Raw genomic sequence first — 22,065 nt, 5'->3', positions numbered from 1 at the left:
CTTGTCGATCACGACGTTACGGCCTTTCGGGCCGAGGGTCACTTTGACGGCATCCGCGAGGATGTTCACGCCTTTCAGCATGCGGTCGCGGGCGTCGCTGTTGAACTTGACTTCTTTCGCAGCCATTTGTTCGTCTCCTAGAATGGGTTACGCGGAAGCGGAAATCAGGCGATGACGCCCAGGATGTCGCTTTCCTTCATGATCAGCAGCTCTTCGCCGTCGATCGTGACTTCGGTGCCCGACCATTTGCCGAACAGAACACGGTCACCAGCCGAAACCGAGGGTGCGATCAGCTCGCCCGAGTCCTTGCGCGCGCCTTCGCCGACCGAGACGATTTCGCCTTCAGCGGGTTTTTCTTTGGCGCTATCGGGGATGATCAGGCCGCCCTTGGTTTTCTCGTCCGACTGGACGCGACGGACCAGAACGCGGTCATGCAGCGGTTTGAAAGCCATGTGAACACTCCGGTGTTACAGGTTGCAGTGTCTCGTTGTTGGCACTCGCGTTTGGTGAGTGCCAGTGCGCAACCATCTAGGCAGCGCCCAGATTCGTGTCAACGGTCACGGCCTACGAAATTTCTGTTCAAATTCCTTGACGCCATTTCTTGCCGCCGGATAGCCAAGAGGGGCGCAGGGCGGCGGGGTGCATGGTGCAGGAACGGATCAGGGCACTTGTCATCGCCGAGGCCGCGAACCCGGAATGGGTATCGGTTCCGCTGGTCGGCTGGTCGCTGGCACATGCGCTGCGCGAAGTGGCCGATGTCCATATCGTGACCCAGATCCGCAACCGTGACGCCATACTGCGCTCCGGTCTGGTCGAGGGTCGTGATTTCACCGCCATCGACAGCGAAAAACTGGCCGCGCCCCTGTGGAAGCTGGCCGAGAAGCTGCGCATGGGCAAGGGCGTCGGCTGGACCATGACCACGGCGATCTCGACCCTTGGTTATGGTTACTTCGAGCGACTGATCTGGCAGAAATTCGGCCCCGACATCCGGGCTGGCGAATATGATATCGTGCATCGGGTGACACCGCTGACACCCACCGCCGCCAGTCCGATCGCCGCCCGTTGCAAGGCGGCGGGCGTACCCTTTGTCATGGGGCCGCTGAATGGTGGCGTGCCCTGGCCCAAGGGCTTCGATGCCGAGCGGCGGCGGGAAAAGGAATGGCTGTCCTATATCCGTGGCGCCTACAAGGCGCTGCCGGGCCGGGGGGCGACGCTGGGTGCCGCCAGCGCGATCATCTGCGGCTCGACTCATACGCGAAGCGAGATCCCCGCGCGCCATCAGGCGAAAACCGTCTGGCTGCCCGAAAACGCCATCGACCCGGCGCGCTTCGGCATGGTCGCGCCGCAACCCGGCACGCTGCCCTTGCGGGGCTGCTTCATCGGGCGGCTGGTCCCCTACAAAGGGTGCGACATGGCGATCGAGGCGGCGCTTCCCCTGCTGAAATCCGGCGCGCTCTCGCTTGATATCATCGGAGACGGGCCGCAGGGCGAGGCGCTGCGCGATCTGGTCGCGCGTGAGGGCGTGGCCGACCGCGTGCGCTTTCACGGCTGGCTGGAACATGCGCGCGTTCAGCAGGTCGCGGCGCAGTCGCAGCTTTTGGTCTTTCCCTCGGTCCGCGAATTCGGCGGCGGGGTGGTGCTTGAGGCGATGGCGCTTGGCGTCGTGCCGGTGGTCGCCGATTATGCCGGTCCGGGTGAGCTGGTCGATGACACGACCGGGTTCCGTATCCCGATGGGCGACCGACCTGCGCTGGTCGCGGCCTTGGGCAAGCAGTTGCAGGCCATTGCCGCCGACCCTTCGGTGCTGCCGGGCATGGCCGCCGCCGCGCGCGCCAAGGTCATGCGCGATTACACATGGTCTGCCAAGGCCGGGCAGGTCCAGCGCATCTGGCGCAGCCTTCTGGACGTGCAGCCGCTGCCGCAACAGCTTCCCCTGCCGCGGTGAATGTCACGCATTGGCAGGGTAGCCCCCGCCATGCCATTCTTTGCGCAGCGAAAAGGAAACCTGACGATGCGCCTGCGCCACCTGCTGACCACACTTGCCCTTGCCGCGGGCCTTGCTGCACCGGCATGGGCGCAGGAATGCGTGGGGCGGAACCTGTTCGACGACCTGCCCCCGGGACGGATGGAGCAGTTGCAAGCGGCGACTCGCGACATTCCCTTTCATCGCGGGTTGTTCTGGCAGGCGACCAAGGGCGATCAGGTGGTCACGCTGATCGGGACCTATCACTTCAACGATCCGCGCCACGACGCCACCATGAAGCGTTTCGGTCCGGTTCTGGACAAGGCAGCCACGCTGCTGGTCGAGGCCGGCCCCGCCGAGGAAAAGCGGCTGGCCGGGGCGATGACCAGAGATCCGTCGCTGATCATGGACGCCAAGGGGCCGACCCTGCCTGAACGCATGTCCCCCGAGGACTGGAAATCGCTGTGGACCGCGATGGAGGCGCGCGGCATGCCCGCCGTCGTCACCAGCCGGATGCGGCCATGGTATGTCTCGGTCATGCTGGGGATCTCGCCCTGCATGCTGCAGACGGTGCGCAAGACCGGCGATACCGGCGGGTTGGACCACCAGCTGATCAAGCGGGCTGAAAAGGCGCAGGTGCCGATCCACGCGCTGGAGCCATGGGACACGGTCTTCAAGCTGTTCGCGGGTATGACGCCGGACGAGGAAATCGACATGATCCGCGCCGCCATGCCTGCGGCTGAACATGCCGACGATTATGCAGTCACGCTGACCGAGGCCTATTTCTCGGGCGATAGCTGGCTGATCTGGGAGTTCGGCCGCTTCGACGCCTATGACAATTCGGGCATGTCGCGGGCCGAAATCGACCAGCAGATGCGGCTGGCGCAGGACAAGCTGATGGACCAGCGCAACCGCAACTGGATCGCCCCGATCGAGGCGGCGGCGGCGGATGCGGCCAAACAGGGCAAGGGCGTGGTCGCCGGTTTCGGCGCGCTGCATCTTCCGGGGCGGAACGGCGTGCTGGCGCTTTTGCAGGCGAAAGGCTGGACCATCCGGCCGATCAAGTCAGGGGAGGAAGCGAATGGCGGATGAACTCTGGCGCGAAGAGCGCGATTTCTGGCTGGCGGGCAGTGCCGAGGCCGCCCGCAAGCTGGATGACGGCTGCCTGATGGTCTTTGCGCCCGCAGGCATCCTGACCCGGCGAAAGGTCGTGGAAAGCCTTGGCGCGTCCCCGCGCTGGCAAGAGGTCACCATCTCGGACCGGGCCAGCATCGAAACCGATGAACTGTGCGTGCTGGCCTATCGTGCCACCGCCCGCCGCGCCGGGGCCGAGACCTATCGCGCGCTTTGCACCACCACATGGATCCGCCGCGACGGGGACTGGCGCATCGTCCAGCACCAGCAAACGCCCGTCTGATGCTGTCCGATCTGCGCCGCCATCAGCGTTTCATCCTTAGCTTCCTGCTGGGGCTGGCGGCGGGATTGGGGCTTTACCACCTTGAGACCGTGGACCGGCTGCTGACTTTCTCGGTCACCTTCAACCTGTGCTATCTGGTGCTGACGGCGGTCCTGATGCGCCGCCTGACCATCGACATGCTGCGCGGCCATGCCGATCTGGACGACGAAGGCATGCTGCTGATCGTGCCGCTGGCCATGGGCTCGGTCGCGATCAACCTGTGGGCAATCTTGCAGGTCACGCATGACGACCATGTGGGGTGGCTGCGTCTGGGGCTGGCCTTGGCCTCGGTGCCGCTGGCATGGGCTATGATCCATACTGTCATGGCCTTCCACTACGCCTCGCTCTGGTATGCCCGCCGCCCCAACGGGCAAGAGACGCGTTGCCTGCAATTTCCGGGTCTGGCCCCGGATGGCGAGGCGCGGATCTGGGATTTTCTCTATTACAGCTTTGTCTTGGGGATGACGGCGCAGACGGCGGATATTTCGACGCTGAATACCCGCGTGCGCCGGATCACGCTGGTGCATTCGGTGTTTTCCTTCTTTCACAACACGGTGCTGCTGGCCTTGGCGGTCAGCGCGGTTGCGTAAGCGGGCAGGGCCTCGGTCAATAGACATCCCGCGCGCCAAGCCCTATAAGTCGCGCGACTTTTCCGCATTCGCGCAGGTATCCCATGATCAAGGTTCTTGGCCACAAGGCCCCCGACACCGACTCGACCGGCTCGCCCATCGTCTGGGCTTGGTATCTCTCTGAGGTCCGCAAAGAGCCCGCCGTTGCCGTGCTGCAGGGTGAACCGAATACCGAAGCGCTGTGGATGCTGGCGAAATGGGACCTGCCGAAGCCGCAGATCGTCACCGATCTGGCCGCGGGCGAGAAATGCGTCATCGTCGACACCAACAACCCGGCCGAACTGCCCGCCTCGATCAATGAGGCCGAGGTGCTTGAGATCATCGACCACCACCTGCTGGCTGGCGGCATCAAGACCCGCCTGCCGATCAACATCACCATCCGTCCGCTGGCCTGCACCGCGACGATCATGTTCGACCTGATGGGCGAGGACGCCTATAACCGCGCCCCCCGCGCAGTCAAAGGCGCGATGCTGACCTGCATCCTGTCGGACACGCTGGAATTCCGCAGCCCGACCACCACGCCGCATGACCGTTTCGTGGCCGAAAAGGTCGCCAAGGATCTGGGCGTCTCGATCCCGGCCTATGCGGCCGAAATGTTCGCGGCGAAATCCGATGTCTCGGCCTTCAGCGAGGAAGCCCTGCTGCGCATGGACAGCAAGGAATACGAGCTGGGCGGCAAGCAACTGCGCGTCTCGGTTCTGGAAACCACCGCGCCGCAGGTCCTGCTGGACCGCAAGGGCGCGCTGATGGCCGCCATGCCGGGCGTTGCCGCAGCCGATGGCGCCGACGAGGTGCTGCTGTTCGTCGTCGACATCCTGAACGAGGAAGCGACCCTGCTGATCCCGAACGATTTCGTGAAGCAGGTCGCCGAGAAAAGCTTCAACGCGACCGTCGCGGGCGACACCGTCGTCCTGCCCGGCATCATGTCGCGCAAGAAGCAGATCATCCCGGCTCTGGCGATCTAAGGTAAAGGCAGTTTCATGACGCAGATCATCAATTCGCTGGCCGAGATTTCGGCCGATTACGACGTCCTGTTCTGCGATCTGTGGGGCTGCCTTCACAACGGCGTCGAGGCCTATCCGGCCGCCGTCGCCGCGCTGCAGGGTTTCCGCGCCAAGGGCGGCAAGGTGGTCATGCTGACCAATGCGCCGCGCCCGTGGAAATACGTGGCGGCGCAGCTGGACCGCATGGGCGTGCCGCGCGATGCGTGGGACGTGGTGGTCAGTTCCGGCGACGCGGCGCAGGACGCGATGTTCTCGGGCGCGGTCGGGCGCAAGGTCTGGGCGATCTCGGTCGCCAAGGACGATGGCTTCTTCAACGACATTCCCGAGGAATGGCAGGACGCCCCCGCGATTGAGCGGGTCGAGCTGGATCAGGCCGAGGGCATCGTTTGCACCGGCTTGTTCGACGAAGTGAACGAAGTCCCCGAGGATTACCGCCAGACCCTGACCAGTGCCAAGGAACGCGGGCTGAAGCTGCTTTGCGCCAACCCGGACGTGATCGTCGATCTGGGTGAAACGCGGCTGTACTGCGCCGGCGCACTGGCCGAGTTCTATGAGGATCTGGGCGGTATCTCGCTGTATTTCGGCAAGCCCCATGCCCCGATCTATGATCTGGCGCGGCGCAAGCTGGGTCTTGGCCCGGATGCCCGGATTCTGGCCGTTGGCGACGGCATTGCCACCGACGTGCCGGGCGCAAGCGGGCAGGGGATCGACGCGCTGTTCGTCACCGGCGGCCTGGCGCATGACCAGTTCGGCACGGATGTCGAGGCGCCGGAGCAGGCCAAGCTGGACGAATGGCTGGCGCTGCGTCTGGAAAACCCGCGCTACAGCATCGGCCGCCTGCGCTGAGCCTAAGAGGTCGCTGCATGAAATCGGCGGGGGCAAGGACTTGCAACCGCCTGCATGCGGCGATACGGACCTAATCAAGTGGGCATGGCGGCCGGGCTGTCGCCGTGCCGGAAATTCGACTGACAGGGCCGGGCCGGCCCATCGGGGGCCTGATTGCGCATCCATCACGACTGGAAGGGTCTGTCGCCTGAGGCCCGTGGTGCAACCGTCGCCATGGGCAATTTCGACGGCGTGCATCTGGGCCACCGCTCGGTGATCGACGCCGCGCGTGCGGCTGCCGATGCGCCGCTGGGCGTCATCACCTTTGAGCCGCATCCGCGTCAGGTCTTTGTGCCCGATGCGCCCGCATTCCGCTTGATGAATGCCGAATCCCGCGCGAACCGTCTGGCGCGGCTGGGGGTCGAGCATCTGTATCAGCTGCCCTTCGACGCGCTTCTGGCGGGCCTGACCCCCGAGGATTTCGTGCGCGAGGTGCTGGCCGAGGGGCTGGGCGTCCGCCATGTCACCGTCGGCGCGGATTTCTGCTTTGGCCGCAAGCGTTCCGGCAATGCCCAGACGCTGACGCAGCTGGGCCATGATTTCGGCTTTGGTGTCACCGTCGCGCCGCTGATCGGGGACGGGCGGAACGAATACAGCTCGACCGCCATCCGAGAGGCTTTGGCCGAGGGCCGGATGCGCGATGCCGAACGGATGCTGGGCCATTGGCACCGTATCGACGGCGAGGTGCTGCACGGCGACAAGCGCGGCCGCGATCTGGGCTATCCGACCGCCAACATGGCCGTGAACGGGCTGCATCTGCCGCGGCTGGGCATCTATGCGGTACTGATCGACGTGCTGACCGGGCCGGAACGCGGCAGCTATGCGGGCGTGGCCAGTCTTGGCGTGCGCCCGATGTTCGACGGGCAGGTGCCCAATCTGGAAACCCATATCTTCGATTTCCGCGGCGATCTTTACGGCGAGCATGTCTCGGTCGCGCTGGTCGAATATCTGCGCCCGGAAATGAAATTCGACAGTCTGGACGCGCTGATCGCCCAGATGGACCGTGACAGCGCGCAGGCGCGCGAAATTCTGGCGGCACGCTGATGCGTGAGCGTTTCTGGGAAATGCCGCTCAAGAACCTGCGGCCCGACGAATGGGAAGCCCTTTGCGACGGCTGCGGCAAATGCTGCCTGAACAAGATCGAGTATGAAGACACCGGTGAAATCGCCTTCACCTGCGTCAGCTGCAAGCTGCTGGACGGGCAGACCTGCCAATGCTCGAACTACGCCAATCGCCACCAATTCGTGCCCGATTGCGTGGTGCTGACGCCGAAGAAGCTGAAGGAAATCGCATGGTGGCTGCCCGCGACCTGCGCTTACCGCCTGCGGACCGAGGGCAAGCCCCTTTACCCGTGGCACTACCTGATCTCGGGTGACCGCGAGTCGGTCCATGACGCAGGGATCAGCATCCGGGGCCGCACGGTCAGCGAATTGACCGTGACCGAGGATGACTGGGACGACTACATCATCGAGGATCTGGCATGAATTTCGCATCGGACAATGTGCATGGCATTCACCCGAAGGTCCTGAAGGCACTGTCCGATTGCAATGAAGGCGCGATGGGCTCTTACGGGGCCGATCCGGTCACCGCCCGCGCCGAGGCAGCTTACCGCGAAATTCTGGGCGCACCCGATGCCGTGGTGCGTTTCGCCGCGACCGGAACCGGGGCGAATGCGCTGGTCTGCGCGCAGCTGTCGCCCAGTTTCGGGCGGATCTATTGCCACGACAGCGCCCATATCCACCGAGACGAATGCGCCGCGCCCGAGTTTTACAGCCACGGCGCCAAGCTGGTGCCGCTGCCCGGCGCGGATGGAAAATTCACCCCGGAAACGTTGGCCGAGGCGATCCGCTTCGGCAAGGCCGGCAGTCTGAACGATGGCCGCAACGCCATGGTCTCGATCACCAATGCGACGGAATGGGGCACTGTCTATGACCCCGCCGAGGTCGCGGCCTTGGCCCGCATCGCACATGAGGCCGGGCTGCCCTTGCATATGGACGGCGCGCGCTTTGCCAATGCGGTCGCAGGTCTGGGCGTTGATGCCGCCGACCTGACCGTCCGTGCGGGCGTCGATGCGCTGTGCTTTGGCGGGACCAAGAATGGCGCGATGGCCGCCGAGGCGGTGGTCTTCTTTGACCCCGCCCGTGCCGAGGGCTTTGACTATCGCAGGAAGCAGGCCGGGCAGGTCTGGTCCAAGCAGCGCTATCTGGCGGCGCAGATGCTGGCCTTGGCGACGGATGGGCTGTGGCTGGATCTGGCGCGGCATGCCAATGCCATGTCCGCGCGGCTGGCGCAGGGCATCGTGCAGGCCGGGGGCGATCTGGTCGTCCCGGTGCAAGCCAATGAGGTCTTTGCCCGCCTGCCGTCCGAAGCCCATGTCCGCGCCCGTGGCCATGGCGCGGCCTATCACATTTGGCAGGACCAACCGCCCGTTGGCGATGAGCCGGTGACCGTGCGACTGGTCACCAGCTGGGCCACGCATGAGGATGACGTGGGTCGCCTGCTGGAGCTGATGCGCGGCTAGTCCTTGCGCAGCGCCGCGGCCAGCAGTTCCAGTGCGTGATCGACGGTGGCGAGGCGGACCTCGGCCCGGCCAATCGCCCCGAAATCGACCGTTTTGGTCCTGATCCCCCACGCATCGGCCAAGCCGAAACAGACCCGCCCCTCGGGCTTGTGATCCGACCCGCCCGGACCCGCGATGCCGGTGACCGCGACCGCGATCCCGGCTTGCGAGCGTTTCAGCGCCCCCGAGGCCATTTCTGCCGCGATTTCCTCGCTGACCGCGCCGTAAGCGTCCAGCGTCTCGGGGCGGATGCCCAGCATCTCGATCTTGGCGGCGTTGGAGTAGGTCACAAAGCCCCGATCCACCGCCCGCGACGATCCCGGCACATCGGTCAGGCGACCGATGATCAGACCGCCCGTGCAGCTTTCGGCGGTGGCGATCATCACGCCCCGCATGCGGGCCAGATCAAGGATGTCGGCGGCGTTCACAGCATCGGTTCCAGCACTCCGTGGTAGAGCCCGGCAAGGATCACCGAAACCACGCCCGCAAACAAGCCCGCCCACAGATCGTCCAGCATCACGCCGGCCGCATCGCCGCGTCGGTCGGCACGTCCGACCAGCCAGGGCTTCCAGATGTCGAACAGCCGGAACAGCAGGAAAGGCGCGACATAGGCGGGCCATGCGTCAAGGATCGACACCCCGTGCCGCCACAGCGGGATCACGGTGAAGCACATGGCCAGCCATTGCCCCGCGACCTCGTCAATGACGATTTCGGAGGGGTCCTTGTTGGCGCTGCCCGCGATCACGCGCGGGATCGCCCAGAAGCCCAGCACCGTCGCCAGCACGAAGCCCAGCGGCACCAGCAGCGTGCCGCCCAGCTCGCAGGCCAGCACCGCCAGCGCCACGGCGGCGGCCGAGCCCCAGGTGCCGGGGGCGGGGCGCAGCAGGCCCACGCCAAAGAATGTCGCGATCTGGCGTTCCATGGTTATCCCCGGATCAAGGTTGCGGTGGCGATGGCGGCGATGCCTTCCTCGCGCCCTGTAAAGCCCAGACGTTCCGAGGTGGTGGCCTTGACGCTGATGCGGTCGGGATCGACGCCCATGATCTCGGACAGGCGCAGCTGCATGGCCCCGGCATGCGGGCCGACCTTGGGCCGCTCGCAGATCAGGGTCACATCGGCATTCCCCAAGGCGAAGCCCATGCTACGCGCCAGCTCGATGGCGTGGCGCAGGAAGATATGGCTCTCGGCGCCCTTCCATTGCGGGTCCGAAGGCGGGAAATGCCGCCCGATATCGCCCTGCGCGAGCGCGCCATAGATCGCGTCGGTCAGGGCATGCATGCCGACATCGGCGTCGGAATGACCCAGCAGCGCCTTGTCATGCGGAATCTTCACGCCGCACAGCCAGACGTGATCGCCCGTCGTAAAGGCATGCACGTCAAATCCGTTGCCAAGGCGAATATCCATCGGGGCCCCCATGATGCGTTCGGCGCGCGCGAAATCCTGCGGCCAGGTCAGTTTCAGATTGTCTTCGTCCCCCGGCGTCGCGGTGACGGTCAGCCCGGCGCGCAGCGCCAGTTCGACGTCATCGGCGGCGCCTTCGGGAAAGGCGCGATGCGCGGCAAGGATGGCGTCAAGGCGGAAGCCCTGCGGCGTCTGGGCGCGCAGCAGCCCCTCGCGGTTGGCGGTGCCGGTGACATGGCCACCCTCGGCGCGCCACAGGGCGTCGGTGACGGACAGGCCGGGGGCGGCGGCATCCGCGCCCGCCTTCAGCGCCGCGACCACGCCATGGATGACATGCGGCGAGACCAGCGGGCGCGCGCCGTCATGGATCAGCACATGGGTGACGCCGCTGCCCTCAAGCGTCTCCAGCGCCGCGCGGATGCTGGCGCTGCGGGTATCGCCGCCTGCGACCAGCACGACCTGCCCGGATAGCTGGTCAAGGCCGCGGCCCATATCCTCGGGGGACAGGGTCACGACAATGCGGGGGAAGCCGGCGAATGCCTCGATGCTGCGCTGGATGACGCTGCGCCCGTCAAGGACGCGCCATTGCTTGGGAATGTCGCCGCCCGCGCGGGTGCCACGCCCGGCAGCGGTGACGATCACGGCATATGTGTCAGGTATCTTCATGGCCCGCATGATTAGGCGAGCCCGCGCCGCGAGGCAATCGGCGCGCGATGCGACCTTCGGCCCCAAGGCGTGTGCAGATTTCCCGCGCAGATTTCCGGCCATGGCAGGTGGTCCAAGCGCCGCCTTCTGCGTATAAGGTCGGGGACCGCCCGCAAGGGCCAATCTACAGATGAACTTTCCGCTTCGGAGCTGCCGCCATGACCGACCCCACCACCATCGACCTTTCCAAGGATGCCGCTGCCCGTGCCGCCGTGGCGCTGGTCGAAAACGGGATGAAGCTGGGTCTGGGCACCGGCTCGACCGCCAAGGTCTTTGTCGACCGTCTGGCCGAGCGCGTCCATGCCGAGGGGATGGACCTGCGGCTGGCCTCGACCTCGAAGGCGACGGCGGATCAGGCGCGGTCGCTGGGTCTGGTCGTCGAGGAACTGGACGAGCTGGGCTGGCTTGACCTGACCATCGACGGTGCCGATGAGGTCGACCCGGACCTGAGCCTGATCAAGGGCGGCGGCGCGGCGCATCTGCGCGAAAAGATCGTGGCCACCGCATCCGACCGGATGGTGGTCATCGCCGATCAGGGCAAGGTCGTGGACCGTCTGGGCAAGTTCAAGCTGCCGGTCGAGGTGATTCCCTTTGGCTGGGAATCGACCCGCACCCATATCCAGCGCGCGCTGGCCGAGCTGAACATGGCCGACCGCCCGGTGATCCGGCGCGAGCGCGACGGCCAGCCGATCCGCACCGATGAGAACAATTACATCCTCGACCTCGCGCTTGAGGAAATCCACGATGCCCCGGCGCTGGCAAGCGCACTGTCGGCGATCGCGGGGGTGGTTGAACATGGCCTATTCCTGAATATCTGCAATCTTGCCATCATCGGCCGTCCCGACGGCTCGGTGGTCGAGTTGCGCAGAGAGGATCTGGAATGACATTCGATTACGATCTTTTCGTGATCGGCGGCGGATCGGGCGGGGTGCGGGCCGCGCGGATCGCGGCCAGCGAATACCATGCCCGCGTCGGTCTGGCCGAGGAAAGCCGCATGGGCGGCACCTGCGTCATCCGTGGATGCGTGCCGAAAAAGCTGATGATTTTTGCCTCGCAGGCAGGGGCCTTGGCGCATGAGGCGCGCGGCTATGGCTGGCAATCGGCCGATGCCGGTCCCTTCGATTGGCTGATGTTCCGCCACAAGCTGGATGCCGAACTGACCCGGCTGGAGGGCGCCTATACCGGCGGTCTGGTCGCGGCGGGGGTGGATATTCACAAGCAACGCGCCCATCTGCACGACGCCCATACGGTCGAGCTGGCCGATGGCCGCCGCGTGACGGCCAAGCACATCCTGATCGCCGCTGGTGGTCGCCCGCAGCTTCCCGGCATCGAGGGCGAGGAACTGGGCATGATCTCGGACGATCTTTTCCTGATGGAGAAGGTGCCGGGTCGCGTGCTGGTCGTGGGCGGCGGCTTTATCGCCTGCGAGTTTGCTACCATCCTGCAGGGCCTGGGCGCGCATACCACGCTAAGCTATCGCGGCGATGCTGTGCTGCGCGGCTTTGACGGCGACATGCGCCGTAATGCCACCGAGCAGCTGCGCGTGATCGGCGTTGAATTGCGGCTGCCATCCACCCCGACCAAGCTGGAAAAGCGGGATGGCGGCATCCTTGTCACCTATGACGATGGCGCGACCGACCAATATGACGCGGTGATGTTTGCCACCGGCCGCACCCCCCATACCAAGGGTCTGGGGTTGGAGCAGGCAGGCGTCAAGCTGGGCCAAAAGGGCGAGGTCGTCGTCGACGAATGGTCGCAAAGCTCGGTTCCCTCGATCTTTGCCGTGGGCGATGTCACCGACCGGGTGAACCTGACCCCAGTGGCGATCCGCGAAGGCCACAGCTTTGCCGACACCGTCTTTGGCGCGAAGCCCCGCAAGGTCGATCACCGGCTTTACGGCGCGGCGGTCTATATCCGCCCGCATGAGGTGGCCTCGATCGGTCTGACCGAGGAGGAAGCCGCCGCACAGGGCCCGCATGAGGTCTATGAGGCCAGCTTCCGCCCGATGCGCTCGCTTTTCGCGGGTTCGGATGCGCGGGCGGTGATGAAGCTGCTGGTCGATGCGGGAACCCACAAGGTCACCGGCTGTCACATCTTTGGCCCCGAGGCCGGAGAGATGATCCAGCTGGTCGCCATCCCGATGGGCATGTGCGCGACCAAGGCCGATTTCGACGCGGCCATCGCCGTGCATCCGACCTTGGCCGAAGAATTGGTGACGATGCGTCGCCCCACCCGCCATATCGGCGGGGCACATCCTGACAAAACCGTTGGTTCGGCTTGATTTTCGCCGCTTCGGTACCAGTTAACCCCTGAGACACGAACAGCAGACGAGGCAAGAGACGATGGCGGGACAAGGCCCTTGGGGCGGTGGAGGAGATGACGGCAAGGGTGGCAAGGAGCCGCCCCAAGGGGGCCAGCGCCCCTGGGGCAATGCCGGAGGCAACCGGGACGACGATCCACGCGGCCCGCGCCGCGGCGAACAGGTCAATGAAATCGAGGATCTGGTACGCAAGGGCCAGGACCGGCTGCGCGTCCTGATGGGCGGTAAGGGGCCTGGCGGCCCGCGCGGCAACGGTCCCCGGCGTTCGTCGCAGGGTCCGCAAATGACCCGTGGCACCTGGGGGCTTGTCGCGCTGGGCGCGGTGGCCTTCTGGGCCTTTATGTCCTTCTACACCGTCAACCCCGAGGAACGCTCGGTCGAGCTGCTGTTTGGCCGTCCTTTCGCCACCGGCGAAGAGGGCCTGAATTTCGCGCCATGGCCGGTTGTCCGCGCCGAGGTCGTCTCGGTCTCGGGCGAACGCACCACCGAAATCGGCACCGGTCGCGCCGGGCCGCTGGATAGCGGGCTGATGCTGACCCGCGACCAGAACATCGTGGATATGGCCTATCAGGTGGTCTGGAACATCTCGGACCCGGAAAAATACCTGTTCAACCTGGCCGACCCCGAAGACACCATTCGCGCCGTCGCCGAATCCGCCATGCGCGACATCGTTGCCCGTTCGGAACTCGCCCCGATCCTGAACCGCGATCGCGGCACCATCGGCGAGGATCTGAAGCTTTCGGTGCAAAGCACGCTTGATGCCTATGAGGCCGGGATCAATGTTGTCCGCGTCAACCTTGACCGCGCCGACCCCCCGCGCGAGGTGATCGACAGCTTCCGCGAAGTGCAGGCCGCCCAGCAGGAACGCGACCGCCTTGAAAAAGAAGCCGACGCCTATGCCAACCGGGTGCTGGCCAATGCCCGTGGTGAAGCCGCTGCCGTGATCGAACGCGCCGAAGGTTATCGCGCGGAAGCCGTGAACACCGCACAGGGTGAGGCCTCGCGCTTCAACGCGGTCTATGACGAATACGTCAAGGCCCCCGAGGTGACGCGCCGCCGCATGTATATGGAGACGATGGAAAAAGTTCTGGGTCAGGCCAACAAGGTCATCCTTGACGGCGATGCCGGTCAGGGCGTCGTGCCCTATCTGCCGTTGGATCAACTGCGCAGCAATCCCGCAGCTGCCGACAAATCCGCCACCTCGTCCAGCACCGGGGGGAACCAGTGATGAACCGTACACTCTCAATTCTGGTCCTGCCCTTCCTTGCCGTCGCGACCGTGCTGGTCACCGCCTCGCTGTATATTGTCGATGTGCGGGAAAAGGCGCTGGTCATGCGCTTCGGCGAAGTGGTCGATGTGCGCGAAAATCCCGGCATGGGTCTGAAGGTCCCCTTCATCGACCAGGTGGTGCGCTATGACGCCCGCATCCTTGGCATCCCGACCCCGCCGATGGAGGTCACGCCGCTGGATGATCGCCGTCTGGTCGTCGATGCCTTTGCCCGCTGGCAGATCACCGATGTGGTGCAGTTCCGCCGCGCTACCGCCGCCGGTGGCATCCAGTTCGCCCAGCAGCGTCTGGCCGATATCGTGACCAACGCTATCCGTCAGGTGCTGGGCTCGGTGCCCTCGACCACGGTGCTGTCGGATGACCGGACGCCGCTGATGAACCAGATCCGCGATCTGGCACGTGAAAACGCCAAGGATCTGGGTGTGCGCGTCATCGACGTGCGCCTGACCCGCACCGATCTGCCGGAGCAGAACCTGACCGCGACCTATGCCCGGATGCGCGCCGAGCGTGAACGTGAGGCCGCCGATGAGATCGCCCGCGGTGGCGAGGCCGCGCAGCGCGTCCGCGCCGCTGCCGACCGGACCGTGGTCGAGCTGACCTCGGAAGCCCGCAAGAAGGCCGAGATCGTCCGCGGTGAGGCCGATGCCCGTCGGAACTCGATCTATGCCGAGGCATTTGGCCGTGACCCCGAGTTCTTTGCCTTCACCCGTTCGATGACCTCGTATGAGCGTTCGCTGAAGGGCGAGAACAGCTCGCTGGTGATCAAGCCCGAGGGCCAGTTCTTCGACTATCTGCGCAATGACGGCGCGGATCGGGCGAACCCCGTTCCGGTCGCTCCGGTCCCGGCAGCAGCCGAACCCTCGAGCGATGAGCCGCTGGCCCCCGAAGTGACCGACCGCGAGGGCACGCCTCTGGGCGAAAAGGCGGGCGTCAAGCTGACGCCGCTGCCGGAATCGCTGGCACCGCCGCCGCAGCAGGAAAGCATCGTCCCGGCCGCTCCTCCGGCGAACTGAGACGGTTACAGATCAGGGAAAGGGCAGGGCGCAGGTCCTGCCCTTTTTCGTTCAGCCGGGTTCGTGCAGCGGATCGTCCGTCTGAGCCGCGCGCGATTTCGGGGCAAAGGCCAGCGCCAGCGGCGTCCAAGACAGCGGCCCGGATTGGGTCTGGACCGGCGCTTCCTCGATATCGACGCTATGGGTGCCGGTCTGCGCGCCATCCAGCCGCATCATGCCGGTGACCGGGGCGACATCGTCGTAATCGCGGCCAAAGCCGATATCGATATGGTCGCCAAGCGCGAAACAGGCATTGGTCGGATCGTAATCGATCCAGCCCGCATCCGCCCCGCACCAGGCCCGGACCCAGGCGTGGCTGGCATCTGCGCCGACCAGACGCGGCTGGCCGGGTGGCGGCAGCGTGCGCAGATAGCCGCCCACATAGGCCGCCGGAATGTTCAGGCTGCGCAGGCCCGCCAGCATGATCTGCGCGAAATCCTGACAGACCCCGCGCCGCAACTCGAACGCCTCGGCCGGAGGGGTGTTCACATCGGTGGCCTTGGCGTCAAAGCGCATATGGGCATGCAGCGCCAACCCCAGTTTTTCCAACGCCTCGCGCGCCGTCTCGGCCCCGGCGGTCGCCTTGCGGGCGAAACCGGCGATCGCAGGTATGCGGGGGATGCGCGGCGTCGGCACAAGGAAATGATGCGGAGAGGCCGCATCCAGCCCGCGATGCCCGGCAATCTCCGCCGCAAGTCGGGCCAGAGGCGTCGAGATGTCCAGCCCGATTTCATGCGCGACGCGGCGGACATCGGCCTCGAGTATCAGTTCCAACTCGGTGATGCCGGGGGGCATGACCAGTTCGATCACTCGCGTGCCAAAGAAATCGACGAATTCGCGGGTCTCAACGGGATCGGGGTCGATGCGGATCGCGGCATCCAGCACCGATTGCCTGCCGGGAATGGTGGCGGGCAGGATGCGGAACAGCTGCCGCCCCGATCCGGCGGGCCGTTCAAAGGCGTATTGAAACGCGATCTGCATCCGATAGGTGGTCACCGCAGATAGGCCTCGGTCAGAAGGGTGGACAGGTCGGCAATGCGGGTGCCAAGCGCATCCAGAGCCTCGCCGTCAAGGGATTCAGGGGTCTCGGTCGCAACCTCGGTCTGGCAGCGCAGCACCGCGCGGCCAAGGGCAGAGTATTCGCCCTGCTCGACGCCCCCCGGCAGCTCCGAGACCTGCGCCATCATCTGGTCGATCTGATGGCGGACCGAGCGCGGGTTCATCGGGTCCAGCACCAGAAGGTCGATCACCGTCTCGCGCGAGGTCGAGATGGCGAAGCGCTGGCGATGGGTCAGCACGCTGTCGCCCAGTTCCACGCACAGGTCCAGCGCGCCATGCGGCGCGTCCGGCTGGGCAAGTGCGGCAACGATGCCGGTGGTTCCCAGTGCGCGCTCATGCAGTCGCCCCAGAGTCAGAAAGCGCCAGCCATAGAAGCGATACATGTTTTCATGGACCAGCCCGGAAAAGCCCGCGATCTTGCGCAGGATCGCCGACAGCGCGCGTGCCGCGTCATCGCCCGGCGCGACCCGCCCGGCCATCTGCCGCGCGGTCTTTTCCAGATCGGACAGCGCCGACCAGCCATCGGTCGAGAAACGGTCGCGCACCTGACCGGCGCTGGCGACGGCGGCGGACAGCGTGTCGATCAGCCCCTTGGGGATCGGCGCACCGGGCTCCAGCCCATAGGTTTTCAGCAGCTTGTCCAGCGCGGCCTGCAGCGGTTCCGCGCCGCGCCCGCTTTCGGCCTCGCGGATGTGGCGGGCGCGCAGGATGCGGGTGATCTGTTCGGTCCGCTCGACATAGCGGCCCATCCAGAACAGGTTGTCCGCCGCGCGCGAGGGCAGGGTGGATGGCGCACTGCGCCGATAGGGCCCCCCCCGCGAGGGCGCCATGGTGATGGCCGGAACCTCGTTGTCGCTGACGATCCAGACATCCGCCGCCGCCCCGCCACGCTGCATCGCCAGCGCGGTCGGATCGTCGGTCGCCCCGATCCGGGCAAAACCGCCGGGCATGACCTGCCAGCCATCCGCCGTTCGGGCCAGAAACACCCGTAGGCTGAGCGGGCGCGGCACGATCCGCCCTTCGATCAGCGCGGGCGTGGTGGACAGGCTGACGGTTTCCTGCGCGACCAGATCCGGGCCTTGCTCGGTCAGACGGCGCTGCAACTCGGCGGGGTCAAGGCTGGCGGCCAGTATCGGGGCCGGGTCGCTGTCAAAGGGCAGGCCAGTATCCAGCGCGCGGCTTAGCGCCATGCGTTCGGGCGCGGCCATGATCGCCTGATGCTCGGCCTGCGCGCCCAGCCACCATGTCGCGATATTGGGCATGGCCAGCGACTGGCCGGTCAGGATCGGTGCAAGCTTCGGCAGAAAGGCCATCATCGCGCGCGCTTCCAGCACGCCCGATCCCAGCGCGTTCAGCATGTTCAGCCCGCCGCTGCGCAGGGCCGAGACCATGCCGGGCGTCCCGATCCGCGAGGCCGGGTTCAGCTCCAGCGGGTCGACATAATCGCCATCCATGCGCCGCCACAGCAGGTCGATGGGCCGCAATCCGGACACGGTGCGCACCATCAGCCGCCCGTTCTCGACCACCAGATCGTCGCCTTGGACCAGCATGAAACCCAGATAGCGCGCGATCCATGCCTGTTCGAAATAGGTCTCGTTCCACGGGCCGGGGGTCAGGATGGCGATGCGTGCGTCATGGTCGTCGCGCGCCGCCATCAGCCGGTCGCGGAAGTCGCGGAAAAAGCCCGCCAGCCGGTGGACATTTTGCAGGCTGAACAGATCGGCGAATGCGCGCGAGGTGGCGACGCGGTTCTCCAGCGCATAGCCCGCGCCCGAAGGCGCCTGCGTGCGATCCGACAGCACCCACCATTTGCCATGCGGGCCGCGCCCGATCTCGAAGGCGATGAAATGCAGGTAATGGCCCATGCGCGGGCGCACCCCCACCATCGGGCGCAGCCATTGCGGGTTCGAGGCCACCAGCGCCGGTGGCAAATGCCCCCCGGCGACCAGTTGGTTCGGGCCGTACAGATCGGCCATCACCGCTTCCAGCAACTCGGCGCGCTGGATCAGACCGGCACTGATCTGGTTCCAATCGGCCTCTGCCATCAGCACCGGGACATGGCTCAGCGGCCAAGGCCGCTCAATCGAGGTGCCGCTGCCATATTGGCGATAGAACACCCCGGAATCCCGCAGATACTGGTTCGCCCGCGCCAAGGATCGCGCCAGCATGTCCGGCGGCTGGCGTTCCAGATGCTCCAGCAACGGCTGCCAGATCGGGCGGATGCGGCCATCGGGGCCCAGCATTTCGTCGGGGACGCCGGGCAGGGGCGCATAGGTATCAATCCCCAACGCGGCGCGGCGGGGCTCGGCGGGTCGGGCGTCAGAGCCGGCGGGTTCCATGGGCCGGACTACAGTCCCACGGGCCGCCGCAGGTCAAGGGTCATGGGAAATTCCGCAGATATTTGCTCGGACTGTGGCTGGAAGGCGAAACCGGCGCTGTGGCCATTGGGCTGGAAACGGGCAAGGCGGCGGGCCTCGGCCTCATTGCCGTTGACCGGGAAGGTGTCATAGCTGCGTCCACCGGGATGGGCGACGTGATAGGTGCAGCCGCCAAGGGCGCGGCCAGACCATGTGTCCCAGACATCGAAGGTCAGCGGTGCATCGACGCGCAGGACGGGATGGATGGCCGAGGCCGGCTGCCATGCCTTGTAGCGTAAGCCCGCCACGGCCTCGCCCCCGCCAACGGGGTGCAGGGGCAGGCGGCGGCCATTGCACAACACCTGATAGCGGCTGGGATCGGCGGTGGTCAGCTTGACCTGCAACCGCTCGGTCGAGCTGTCGGTATAGCGCACCGTGCCGCCGATCGCGCCGGTTTCGCCCAAGACATGCCACGGTTCTAGTGCCTGTCGCAGTTCCAGATGTGTGCCCTCAAGTTCGACCTCGCCGCAGAAGGGGAAGCGGAATTCGCGGCTGGCCTCGAACCAGCTTTCGTCAAAGACGAAGCCGTGCTGGCGCAGATCGGCCAGCACATCGCGGAAATCCTGCCACAGGTAATGGGGCAGCATGAAGCGGTCATGCAAGGCCGTGCCCCAGCGGGTCAGCGCGCCCTTGGCCGGGCTGGCCCAGAAACGTGCGATCAGCGCCCGGATCAGCAGCTGTTGGGCAAGGCTCATGCGGGCATCTGGCGGCATCTCGAAGCCGCGGAACTCGATCAGGCCCAGTCGCCCGGTAGGGCCGTCGGGGGAGTAAAGCTTGTCGATACAGATCTCGGCGCGGTGGGTATTGCCGGTGACATCAGTCAGCATATTGCGCAGCAGGCGATCCACCAGCCAAGGCTGGGGCGGCATCCCTTCGCCGGGGGCGGGGATCTGCGAAAGCGCGATTTCCAGCTCATAAAGCGCGTCGTGGCGGGCCTCGTCGATGCGCGGCGCTTGGCTGGTCGGACCGATGAACAGGCCCGAGAACAGATAGGACAGCGACGGGTGCCGGTTCCAATGCAGGATCAGGCTCGCCAGCAGATCGGGGCGTCGCAGGAACGGGCTGTCCATCGTGGTCTGGCCGCCAACGACGACATGGTTGCCGCCGCCCGTGCCGGTATGCTTGCCGTCGATCATGAACTTGTCCGCGCCAAGGCGGCATTGGCGGGCCTCGTCATAGACTGCCGTGGTGATGTCCACGCAATCCTGCCAGTCATGGGCGGGGTGGATGTTCACCTCGATCACACCGGGATCGGGGGCGACGCGGATCACGTTCAGGCGCGGATCATGCGGGGGCGCATAGCCCTCGATATGGATCTTCAGGCCCAGACGCAGGGCGGCGGCCTCGGCGGCGTGCAGGAGGTCCAGATAGTCCTCGAGCATGGTCACCGGCGGCATGAAGACGCAAAGCCGCCCCTCGCGCGGTTCGACCGACAAGGCGGTGCGGACGAAGCCCTCGATCTCGGTCGCGTTCTGGGCGTGCTGGGCCTGCTGCGGGGCCGAGGGGGTGAAGCTGGCCCTTGGCTGCGCCTTGCGGGCCGGGTCGATCTGGTCCGGGGGCAGCAGGTCGGGCCGGTCGATGGTCGGGTCCATCGGATTCACGTAAGGGTATTGCGCGGGCGTCAAATAAGGCAGCCCGTCCAGCGGCAGGCGGTAGCCCACCGCGCTGTCGCCGGGGACAAGGAACATCTTGCCGCGCCGCAAGCGCCATGCCTCGGAATGCCATTTCCGCTTGCCCGCGCGGCCCTGCCACGGCTGCACCGGCAGGACGAAGCCGACGGGATCGTTCAGGCCGCGATTGAAGACGGTGGCCAGCCGGTGGCGTTCCTCGGGGTCTTTCAGTTTCGAGTTCTCGGGGGTGACGTTTTCGGGCAGGTTTGCCTCGCGCAGCAGCCATTCCGCCGGGTCCTCATAGGCGGGCATGACATTGCCCTGCGGCACGCCCAGCTCGGCGGCGATCTCGTGCAGCAGGTCCTGCGATTGCAGGGGCGTGGCCTGTTGGTCCTTGCCCTCGGCAGCGATCAGATCGGGGTTCTGCCAGATCGGCTGGCCGTCGCGCCGCCAGTAAAGCGAGAAGGTCCAGCGCGGCAGGCTTTCGCCCGGATACCATTTGCCCTGACCGTAATGCAGAAAGCCCCCCGGCGCGAAGCGGGTGCGCAGGCGCCGGATCAGCTGATCGGCCAGTTCGCGTTTCTGGGGCCCGACGGCGGCGGTGTTCCACTCGTCGCTTTCGAAATCGTCAATGGACACGAAAGTCGGCTCGCCGCCCATGGTCAGGCGGACATCGCCATCGGTCAGTGCCTGATCGACCTTGTGCCCAAGCGCGTTCAGATCGTCCCATGCCGCATCGCTGAACGGCTTGGTGATGCGCGGATGTTCGGCCACGCGACGGATCTGCATGTCGAAATCGAATTCGGTGACGGCCTGACCGTAGAAACCGCCGCTGATCGGCGCGGCATTGCGGTAATGCGGCGTCGCCGCCAGCGGGATATGGCTTTCCCCGGTCAGAAGCCCCGAAGTCGGGTCCAGCCCGATCCAGCCCGCGCCGGGGATATAGACCTCGGCCCAGGCATGCAGGTCGGTGAAGTCGTGATCGGTCCCCGAAGGCCCGTCCAGCGCCTTCAGGTCGGGCTTCAGCTGGATCAGATAGCCCGAGATGAAACGCGCGGCAAAGCCCAGATGGCGCAAGGCCTGCACCAGCAGCCAGCTTGAATCCCGGCACGAGCCGCTGGCAAGGCCCAGCGTTTGCTCGGGTTCCTGTACGCCCGGCTCCATGCGGATGGTGTAATTCACCACCTGCGAGATGCGGGCGTTCAGCCAGACGATGAAATCGGTGGTGCGGCGACGCTCACGTGGCACCGTGTCCAGAAATTTCTGCAGCAGCGGCCCGGCGGGTTCGGGTTGGCGGTAGATCGACAGGTCATCGACCAGATCGGCAGGGTAGTCGAAGGGCCAGTTCTCGGCGCTGTCCTCGGTGAAGAAGTCGAAGGGGTTCCAGACGGTCATGTCGGCGACCAGATCGACCTCGATCTTCAATTCGCGCACCGGCTCGGGAAAGACGAAGCGCGCCAGCCAGTTGCCGAAGGGATCAAGCTGGTGGTTCACGAAATGCCCAGCCGGACTGACCTTCAGCGCGTGGGAAATGACGCGGGTGCGCGAATAGGGCGCGGGACGAAGGCGGATGATCTGCGGGCCAAGGATGACGGGCCGGTCGTATTTGTAATGCGTCAGGTGATAGATGCTGGCCTTGATCGACATGGTCCGTCCACTTCCTGTTGCCCTTTGGGAATTGCTAGCAGTCGGCAACGGGGCAAGGGAACGCCTGCC

Annotated in this window: 20 protein-coding genes; 13 read left to right on the top strand and 7 right to left on the bottom strand. The window is 65.8% G+C overall.

What is annotated here, in order from left to right:
* Positions 1–164: 164 nt before the first annotated feature.
* Complete coding sequence (locus GL300_RS15975) at positions 165–452, bottom strand: co-chaperone GroES (protein WP_155040647.1); 288 nt, start codon at positions 450–452, stop codon at positions 165–167.
* Positions 453–643: 191 nt separating this feature from the next.
* On the opposite strand from GL300_RS15975, the gene GL300_RS15970 reads away from it, so the two are divergent.
* From GL300_RS15970 to GL300_RS15930, 9 genes are all read left to right on the top strand, one after another.
* Positions 644–1,945 carry a glycosyltransferase family 4 protein gene (locus tag GL300_RS15970; RefSeq protein ID WP_155040646.1) on the top strand — a complete coding sequence of 434 codons (1,302 nt, stop codon included), beginning with the start codon at positions 644–646 and terminating at the stop codon, positions 1,943–1,945.
* Positions 1,946–2,011: 66 nt separating this feature from the next.
* Positions 2,012–3,055 carry a TraB/GumN family protein gene (locus GL300_RS15965; RefSeq protein ID WP_155040645.1) on the top strand — a complete coding sequence of 348 codons (1,044 nt, stop codon included), beginning with the start codon at positions 2,012–2,014 and terminating at the stop codon, positions 3,053–3,055.
* Positions 3,045–3,380 (top strand): nuclear transport factor 2 family protein, encoded by a 336-nt coding sequence (locus tag GL300_RS15960; protein WP_155040644.1) that lies wholly within the window; start codon positions 3,045–3,047, stop codon positions 3,378–3,380. The genes GL300_RS15965 and GL300_RS15960 overlap by 11 nt, the downstream gene beginning before the upstream one ends.
* On the top strand, positions 3,380–4,009 hold the full coding sequence (locus tag GL300_RS15955) for a DUF1345 domain-containing protein (protein ID WP_155040643.1): 630 nt from the start codon (positions 3,380–3,382) through the stop codon (positions 4,007–4,009). Before GL300_RS15960 ends, GL300_RS15955 begins: the two co-directional genes overlap by 1 nt.
* An 83-nt stretch (positions 4,010–4,092) precedes the next feature.
* On the top strand, positions 4,093–5,013 hold the full coding sequence (locus GL300_RS15950) for a manganese-dependent inorganic pyrophosphatase (protein ID WP_155040642.1): 921 nt from the start codon (positions 4,093–4,095) through the stop codon (positions 5,011–5,013).
* Positions 5,014–5,028: 15 nt separating this feature from the next.
* Positions 5,029–5,898 carry a TIGR01459 family HAD-type hydrolase gene (locus tag GL300_RS15945; protein WP_155040641.1) on the top strand — a complete coding sequence of 290 codons (870 nt, stop codon included), beginning with the start codon at positions 5,029–5,031 and terminating at the stop codon, positions 5,896–5,898.
* A gap of 153 nt (positions 5,899–6,051) precedes the next feature.
* On the top strand, positions 6,052–6,981 hold the full coding sequence (locus tag GL300_RS15940) for a bifunctional riboflavin kinase/FAD synthetase (RefSeq protein ID WP_155040640.1): 930 nt from the start codon (positions 6,052–6,054) through the stop codon (positions 6,979–6,981).
* Complete coding sequence (locus tag GL300_RS15935) at positions 6,981–7,421, top strand: YcgN family cysteine cluster protein (RefSeq protein ID WP_155040639.1); 441 nt, start codon at positions 6,981–6,983, stop codon at positions 7,419–7,421. The genes GL300_RS15940 and GL300_RS15935 overlap by 1 nt, the downstream gene beginning before the upstream one ends.
* Positions 7,418–8,458: a threonine aldolase family protein gene (locus GL300_RS15930; protein WP_155040638.1), complete on the top strand. Its 1,041-nt coding sequence runs from the start codon at positions 7,418–7,420 to the stop codon at positions 8,456–8,458. The genes GL300_RS15935 and GL300_RS15930 overlap by 4 nt, the downstream gene beginning before the upstream one ends.
* Here the strand turns inward: GL300_RS15930 and GL300_RS15925 are convergent.
* The 3 genes from GL300_RS15925 to GL300_RS15915 are packed head-to-tail and all read right to left on the bottom strand — an operon-like array spanning position 8,455 to position 10,564.
* Positions 8,455–8,925 carry a CinA family protein gene (locus GL300_RS15925; RefSeq protein WP_343043073.1) on the bottom strand — a complete coding sequence of 157 codons (471 nt, stop codon included), beginning with the start codon at positions 8,923–8,925 and terminating at the stop codon, positions 8,455–8,457. The genes GL300_RS15930 and GL300_RS15925 overlap by 4 nt on opposite strands.
* Positions 8,922–9,419 carry a phosphatidylglycerophosphatase A family protein gene (locus GL300_RS26395; protein WP_155040637.1) on the bottom strand — a complete coding sequence of 166 codons (498 nt, stop codon included), beginning with the start codon at positions 9,417–9,419 and terminating at the stop codon, positions 8,922–8,924. Before GL300_RS26395 ends, GL300_RS15925 begins: the two co-directional genes overlap by 4 nt.
* A 2-nt stretch (positions 9,420–9,421) precedes the next feature.
* Positions 9,422–10,564: a bifunctional 2-C-methyl-D-erythritol 4-phosphate cytidylyltransferase/2-C-methyl-D-erythritol 2,4-cyclodiphosphate synthase gene (locus GL300_RS15915; protein ID WP_155040636.1), complete on the bottom strand. Its 1,143-nt coding sequence runs from the start codon at positions 10,562–10,564 to the stop codon at positions 9,422–9,424.
* A gap of 197 nt (positions 10,565–10,761) precedes the next feature.
* Here GL300_RS15915 and rpiA point away from each other — a divergent pair, with 197 nt between their 5' ends.
* The 4 genes from rpiA to hflC all read left to right on the top strand — a co-directional run bounded on the left by rpiA (position 10,762) and on the right by hflC (position 15,224).
* Entirely contained in the window at positions 10,762–11,487 is a 726-nt protein-coding gene (gene rpiA / locus GL300_RS15910) for a ribose-5-phosphate isomerase RpiA (RefSeq protein WP_155040635.1), read from the top strand.
* Positions 11,484–12,884, top strand: a complete 1,401-nt coding sequence (gene gorA / locus GL300_RS15905; RefSeq protein WP_155040634.1) for a glutathione-disulfide reductase — start codon at positions 11,484–11,486, stop codon at positions 12,882–12,884. Before rpiA ends, gorA begins: the two co-directional genes overlap by 4 nt.
* Positions 12,885–12,945: 61 nt before the next feature.
* Positions 12,946–14,151 (top strand): FtsH protease activity modulator HflK, encoded by a 1,206-nt coding sequence (gene hflK / locus GL300_RS15900; RefSeq protein WP_155040633.1) that lies wholly within the window; start codon positions 12,946–12,948, stop codon positions 14,149–14,151.
* Positions 14,151–15,224 carry a protease modulator HflC gene (hflC, locus tag GL300_RS15895; protein WP_155040632.1) on the top strand — a complete coding sequence of 358 codons (1,074 nt, stop codon included), beginning with the start codon at positions 14,151–14,153 and terminating at the stop codon, positions 15,222–15,224. The genes hflK and hflC overlap by 1 nt, the downstream gene beginning before the upstream one ends.
* 51 nt (positions 15,225–15,275) lie before the next feature.
* Here hflC and GL300_RS15890 read toward each other — a convergent pair whose 3' ends face one another.
* From GL300_RS15890 to GL300_RS15880, 3 genes are read right to left on the bottom strand one after another with little or no spacing between them, the layout of a single operon-like run.
* Entirely contained in the window at positions 15,276–16,259 is a 984-nt protein-coding gene (locus GL300_RS15890; protein WP_343043072.1) for a transglutaminase family protein, read from the bottom strand.
* Positions 16,256–18,661 (bottom strand): circularly permuted type 2 ATP-grasp protein, encoded by a 2,406-nt coding sequence (locus GL300_RS15885; RefSeq protein ID WP_155040631.1) that lies wholly within the window; start codon positions 18,659–18,661, stop codon positions 16,256–16,258. The genes GL300_RS15890 and GL300_RS15885 overlap by 4 nt, the downstream gene beginning before the upstream one ends.
* A gap of 8 nt (positions 18,662–18,669) precedes the next feature.
* Positions 18,670–21,996: a transglutaminase family protein gene (locus tag GL300_RS15880; RefSeq protein ID WP_155040630.1), complete on the bottom strand. Its 3,327-nt coding sequence runs from the start codon at positions 21,994–21,996 to the stop codon at positions 18,670–18,672.
* Between the last annotated feature and the right edge of the window lie 69 nt (positions 21,997–22,065).

This window comes from Paracoccus litorisediminis, from assembly GCF_009711205.1.
GTDB lineage: Bacteria > Pseudomonadota > Alphaproteobacteria > Rhodobacterales > Rhodobacteraceae > Paracoccus > Paracoccus litorisediminis.
The sequence above is the reverse complement of the archived record's forward strand: the minus strand, read 5'-3'. Positions and strand labels throughout refer to the sequence as shown.

Coding starts and splice junctions, on each gene's coding strand:
- GL300_RS15975 (WP_155040647.1), bottom strand. CDS start 452: ATGGCTTTCAAACCGCTGCATGACCGCGTTCTGGTCCGTCGCGTCCAG.
- GL300_RS15970 (WP_155040646.1), top strand. CDS start 644: ATGGTGCAGGAACGGATCAGGGCACTTGTCATCGCCGAGGCCGCGAAC.
- GL300_RS15965 (WP_155040645.1), top strand. CDS start 2,012: ATGCGCCTGCGCCACCTGCTGACCACACTTGCCCTTGCCGCGGGCCTT.
- GL300_RS15960 (WP_155040644.1), top strand. CDS start 3,045: ATGGCGGATGAACTCTGGCGCGAAGAGCGCGATTTCTGGCTGGCGGGC.
- GL300_RS15955 (WP_155040643.1), top strand. CDS start 3,380: ATGCTGTCCGATCTGCGCCGCCATCAGCGTTTCATCCTTAGCTTCCTG.
- GL300_RS15950 (WP_155040642.1), top strand. CDS start 4,093: ATGATCAAGGTTCTTGGCCACAAGGCCCCCGACACCGACTCGACCGGC.
- GL300_RS15945 (WP_155040641.1), top strand. CDS start 5,029: ATGACGCAGATCATCAATTCGCTGGCCGAGATTTCGGCCGATTACGAC.
- GL300_RS15935 (WP_155040639.1), top strand. CDS start 6,981: ATGCGTGAGCGTTTCTGGGAAATGCCGCTCAAGAACCTGCGGCCCGAC.
- GL300_RS15930 (WP_155040638.1), top strand. CDS start 7,418: ATGAATTTCGCATCGGACAATGTGCATGGCATTCACCCGAAGGTCCTG.
- GL300_RS26395 (WP_155040637.1), bottom strand. CDS start 9,419: ATGGAACGCCAGATCGCGACATTCTTTGGCGTGGGCCTGCTGCGCCCC.
- GL300_RS15915 (WP_155040636.1), bottom strand. CDS start 10,564: ATGAAGATACCTGACACATATGCCGTGATCGTCACCGCTGCCGGGCGT.
- rpiA (WP_155040635.1), top strand. CDS start 10,762: ATGACCGACCCCACCACCATCGACCTTTCCAAGGATGCCGCTGCCCGT.
- gorA (WP_155040634.1), top strand. CDS start 11,484: ATGACATTCGATTACGATCTTTTCGTGATCGGCGGCGGATCGGGCGGG.
- hflK (WP_155040633.1), top strand. CDS start 12,946: ATGGCGGGACAAGGCCCTTGGGGCGGTGGAGGAGATGACGGCAAGGGT.
- hflC (WP_155040632.1), top strand. CDS start 14,151: ATGAACCGTACACTCTCAATTCTGGTCCTGCCCTTCCTTGCCGTCGCG.
- GL300_RS15885 (WP_155040631.1), bottom strand. CDS start 18,661: ATGGAACCCGCCGGCTCTGACGCCCGACCCGCCGAGCCCCGCCGCGCC.
- GL300_RS15880 (WP_155040630.1), bottom strand. CDS start 21,996: ATGTCGATCAAGGCCAGCATCTATCACCTGACGCATTACAAATACGAC.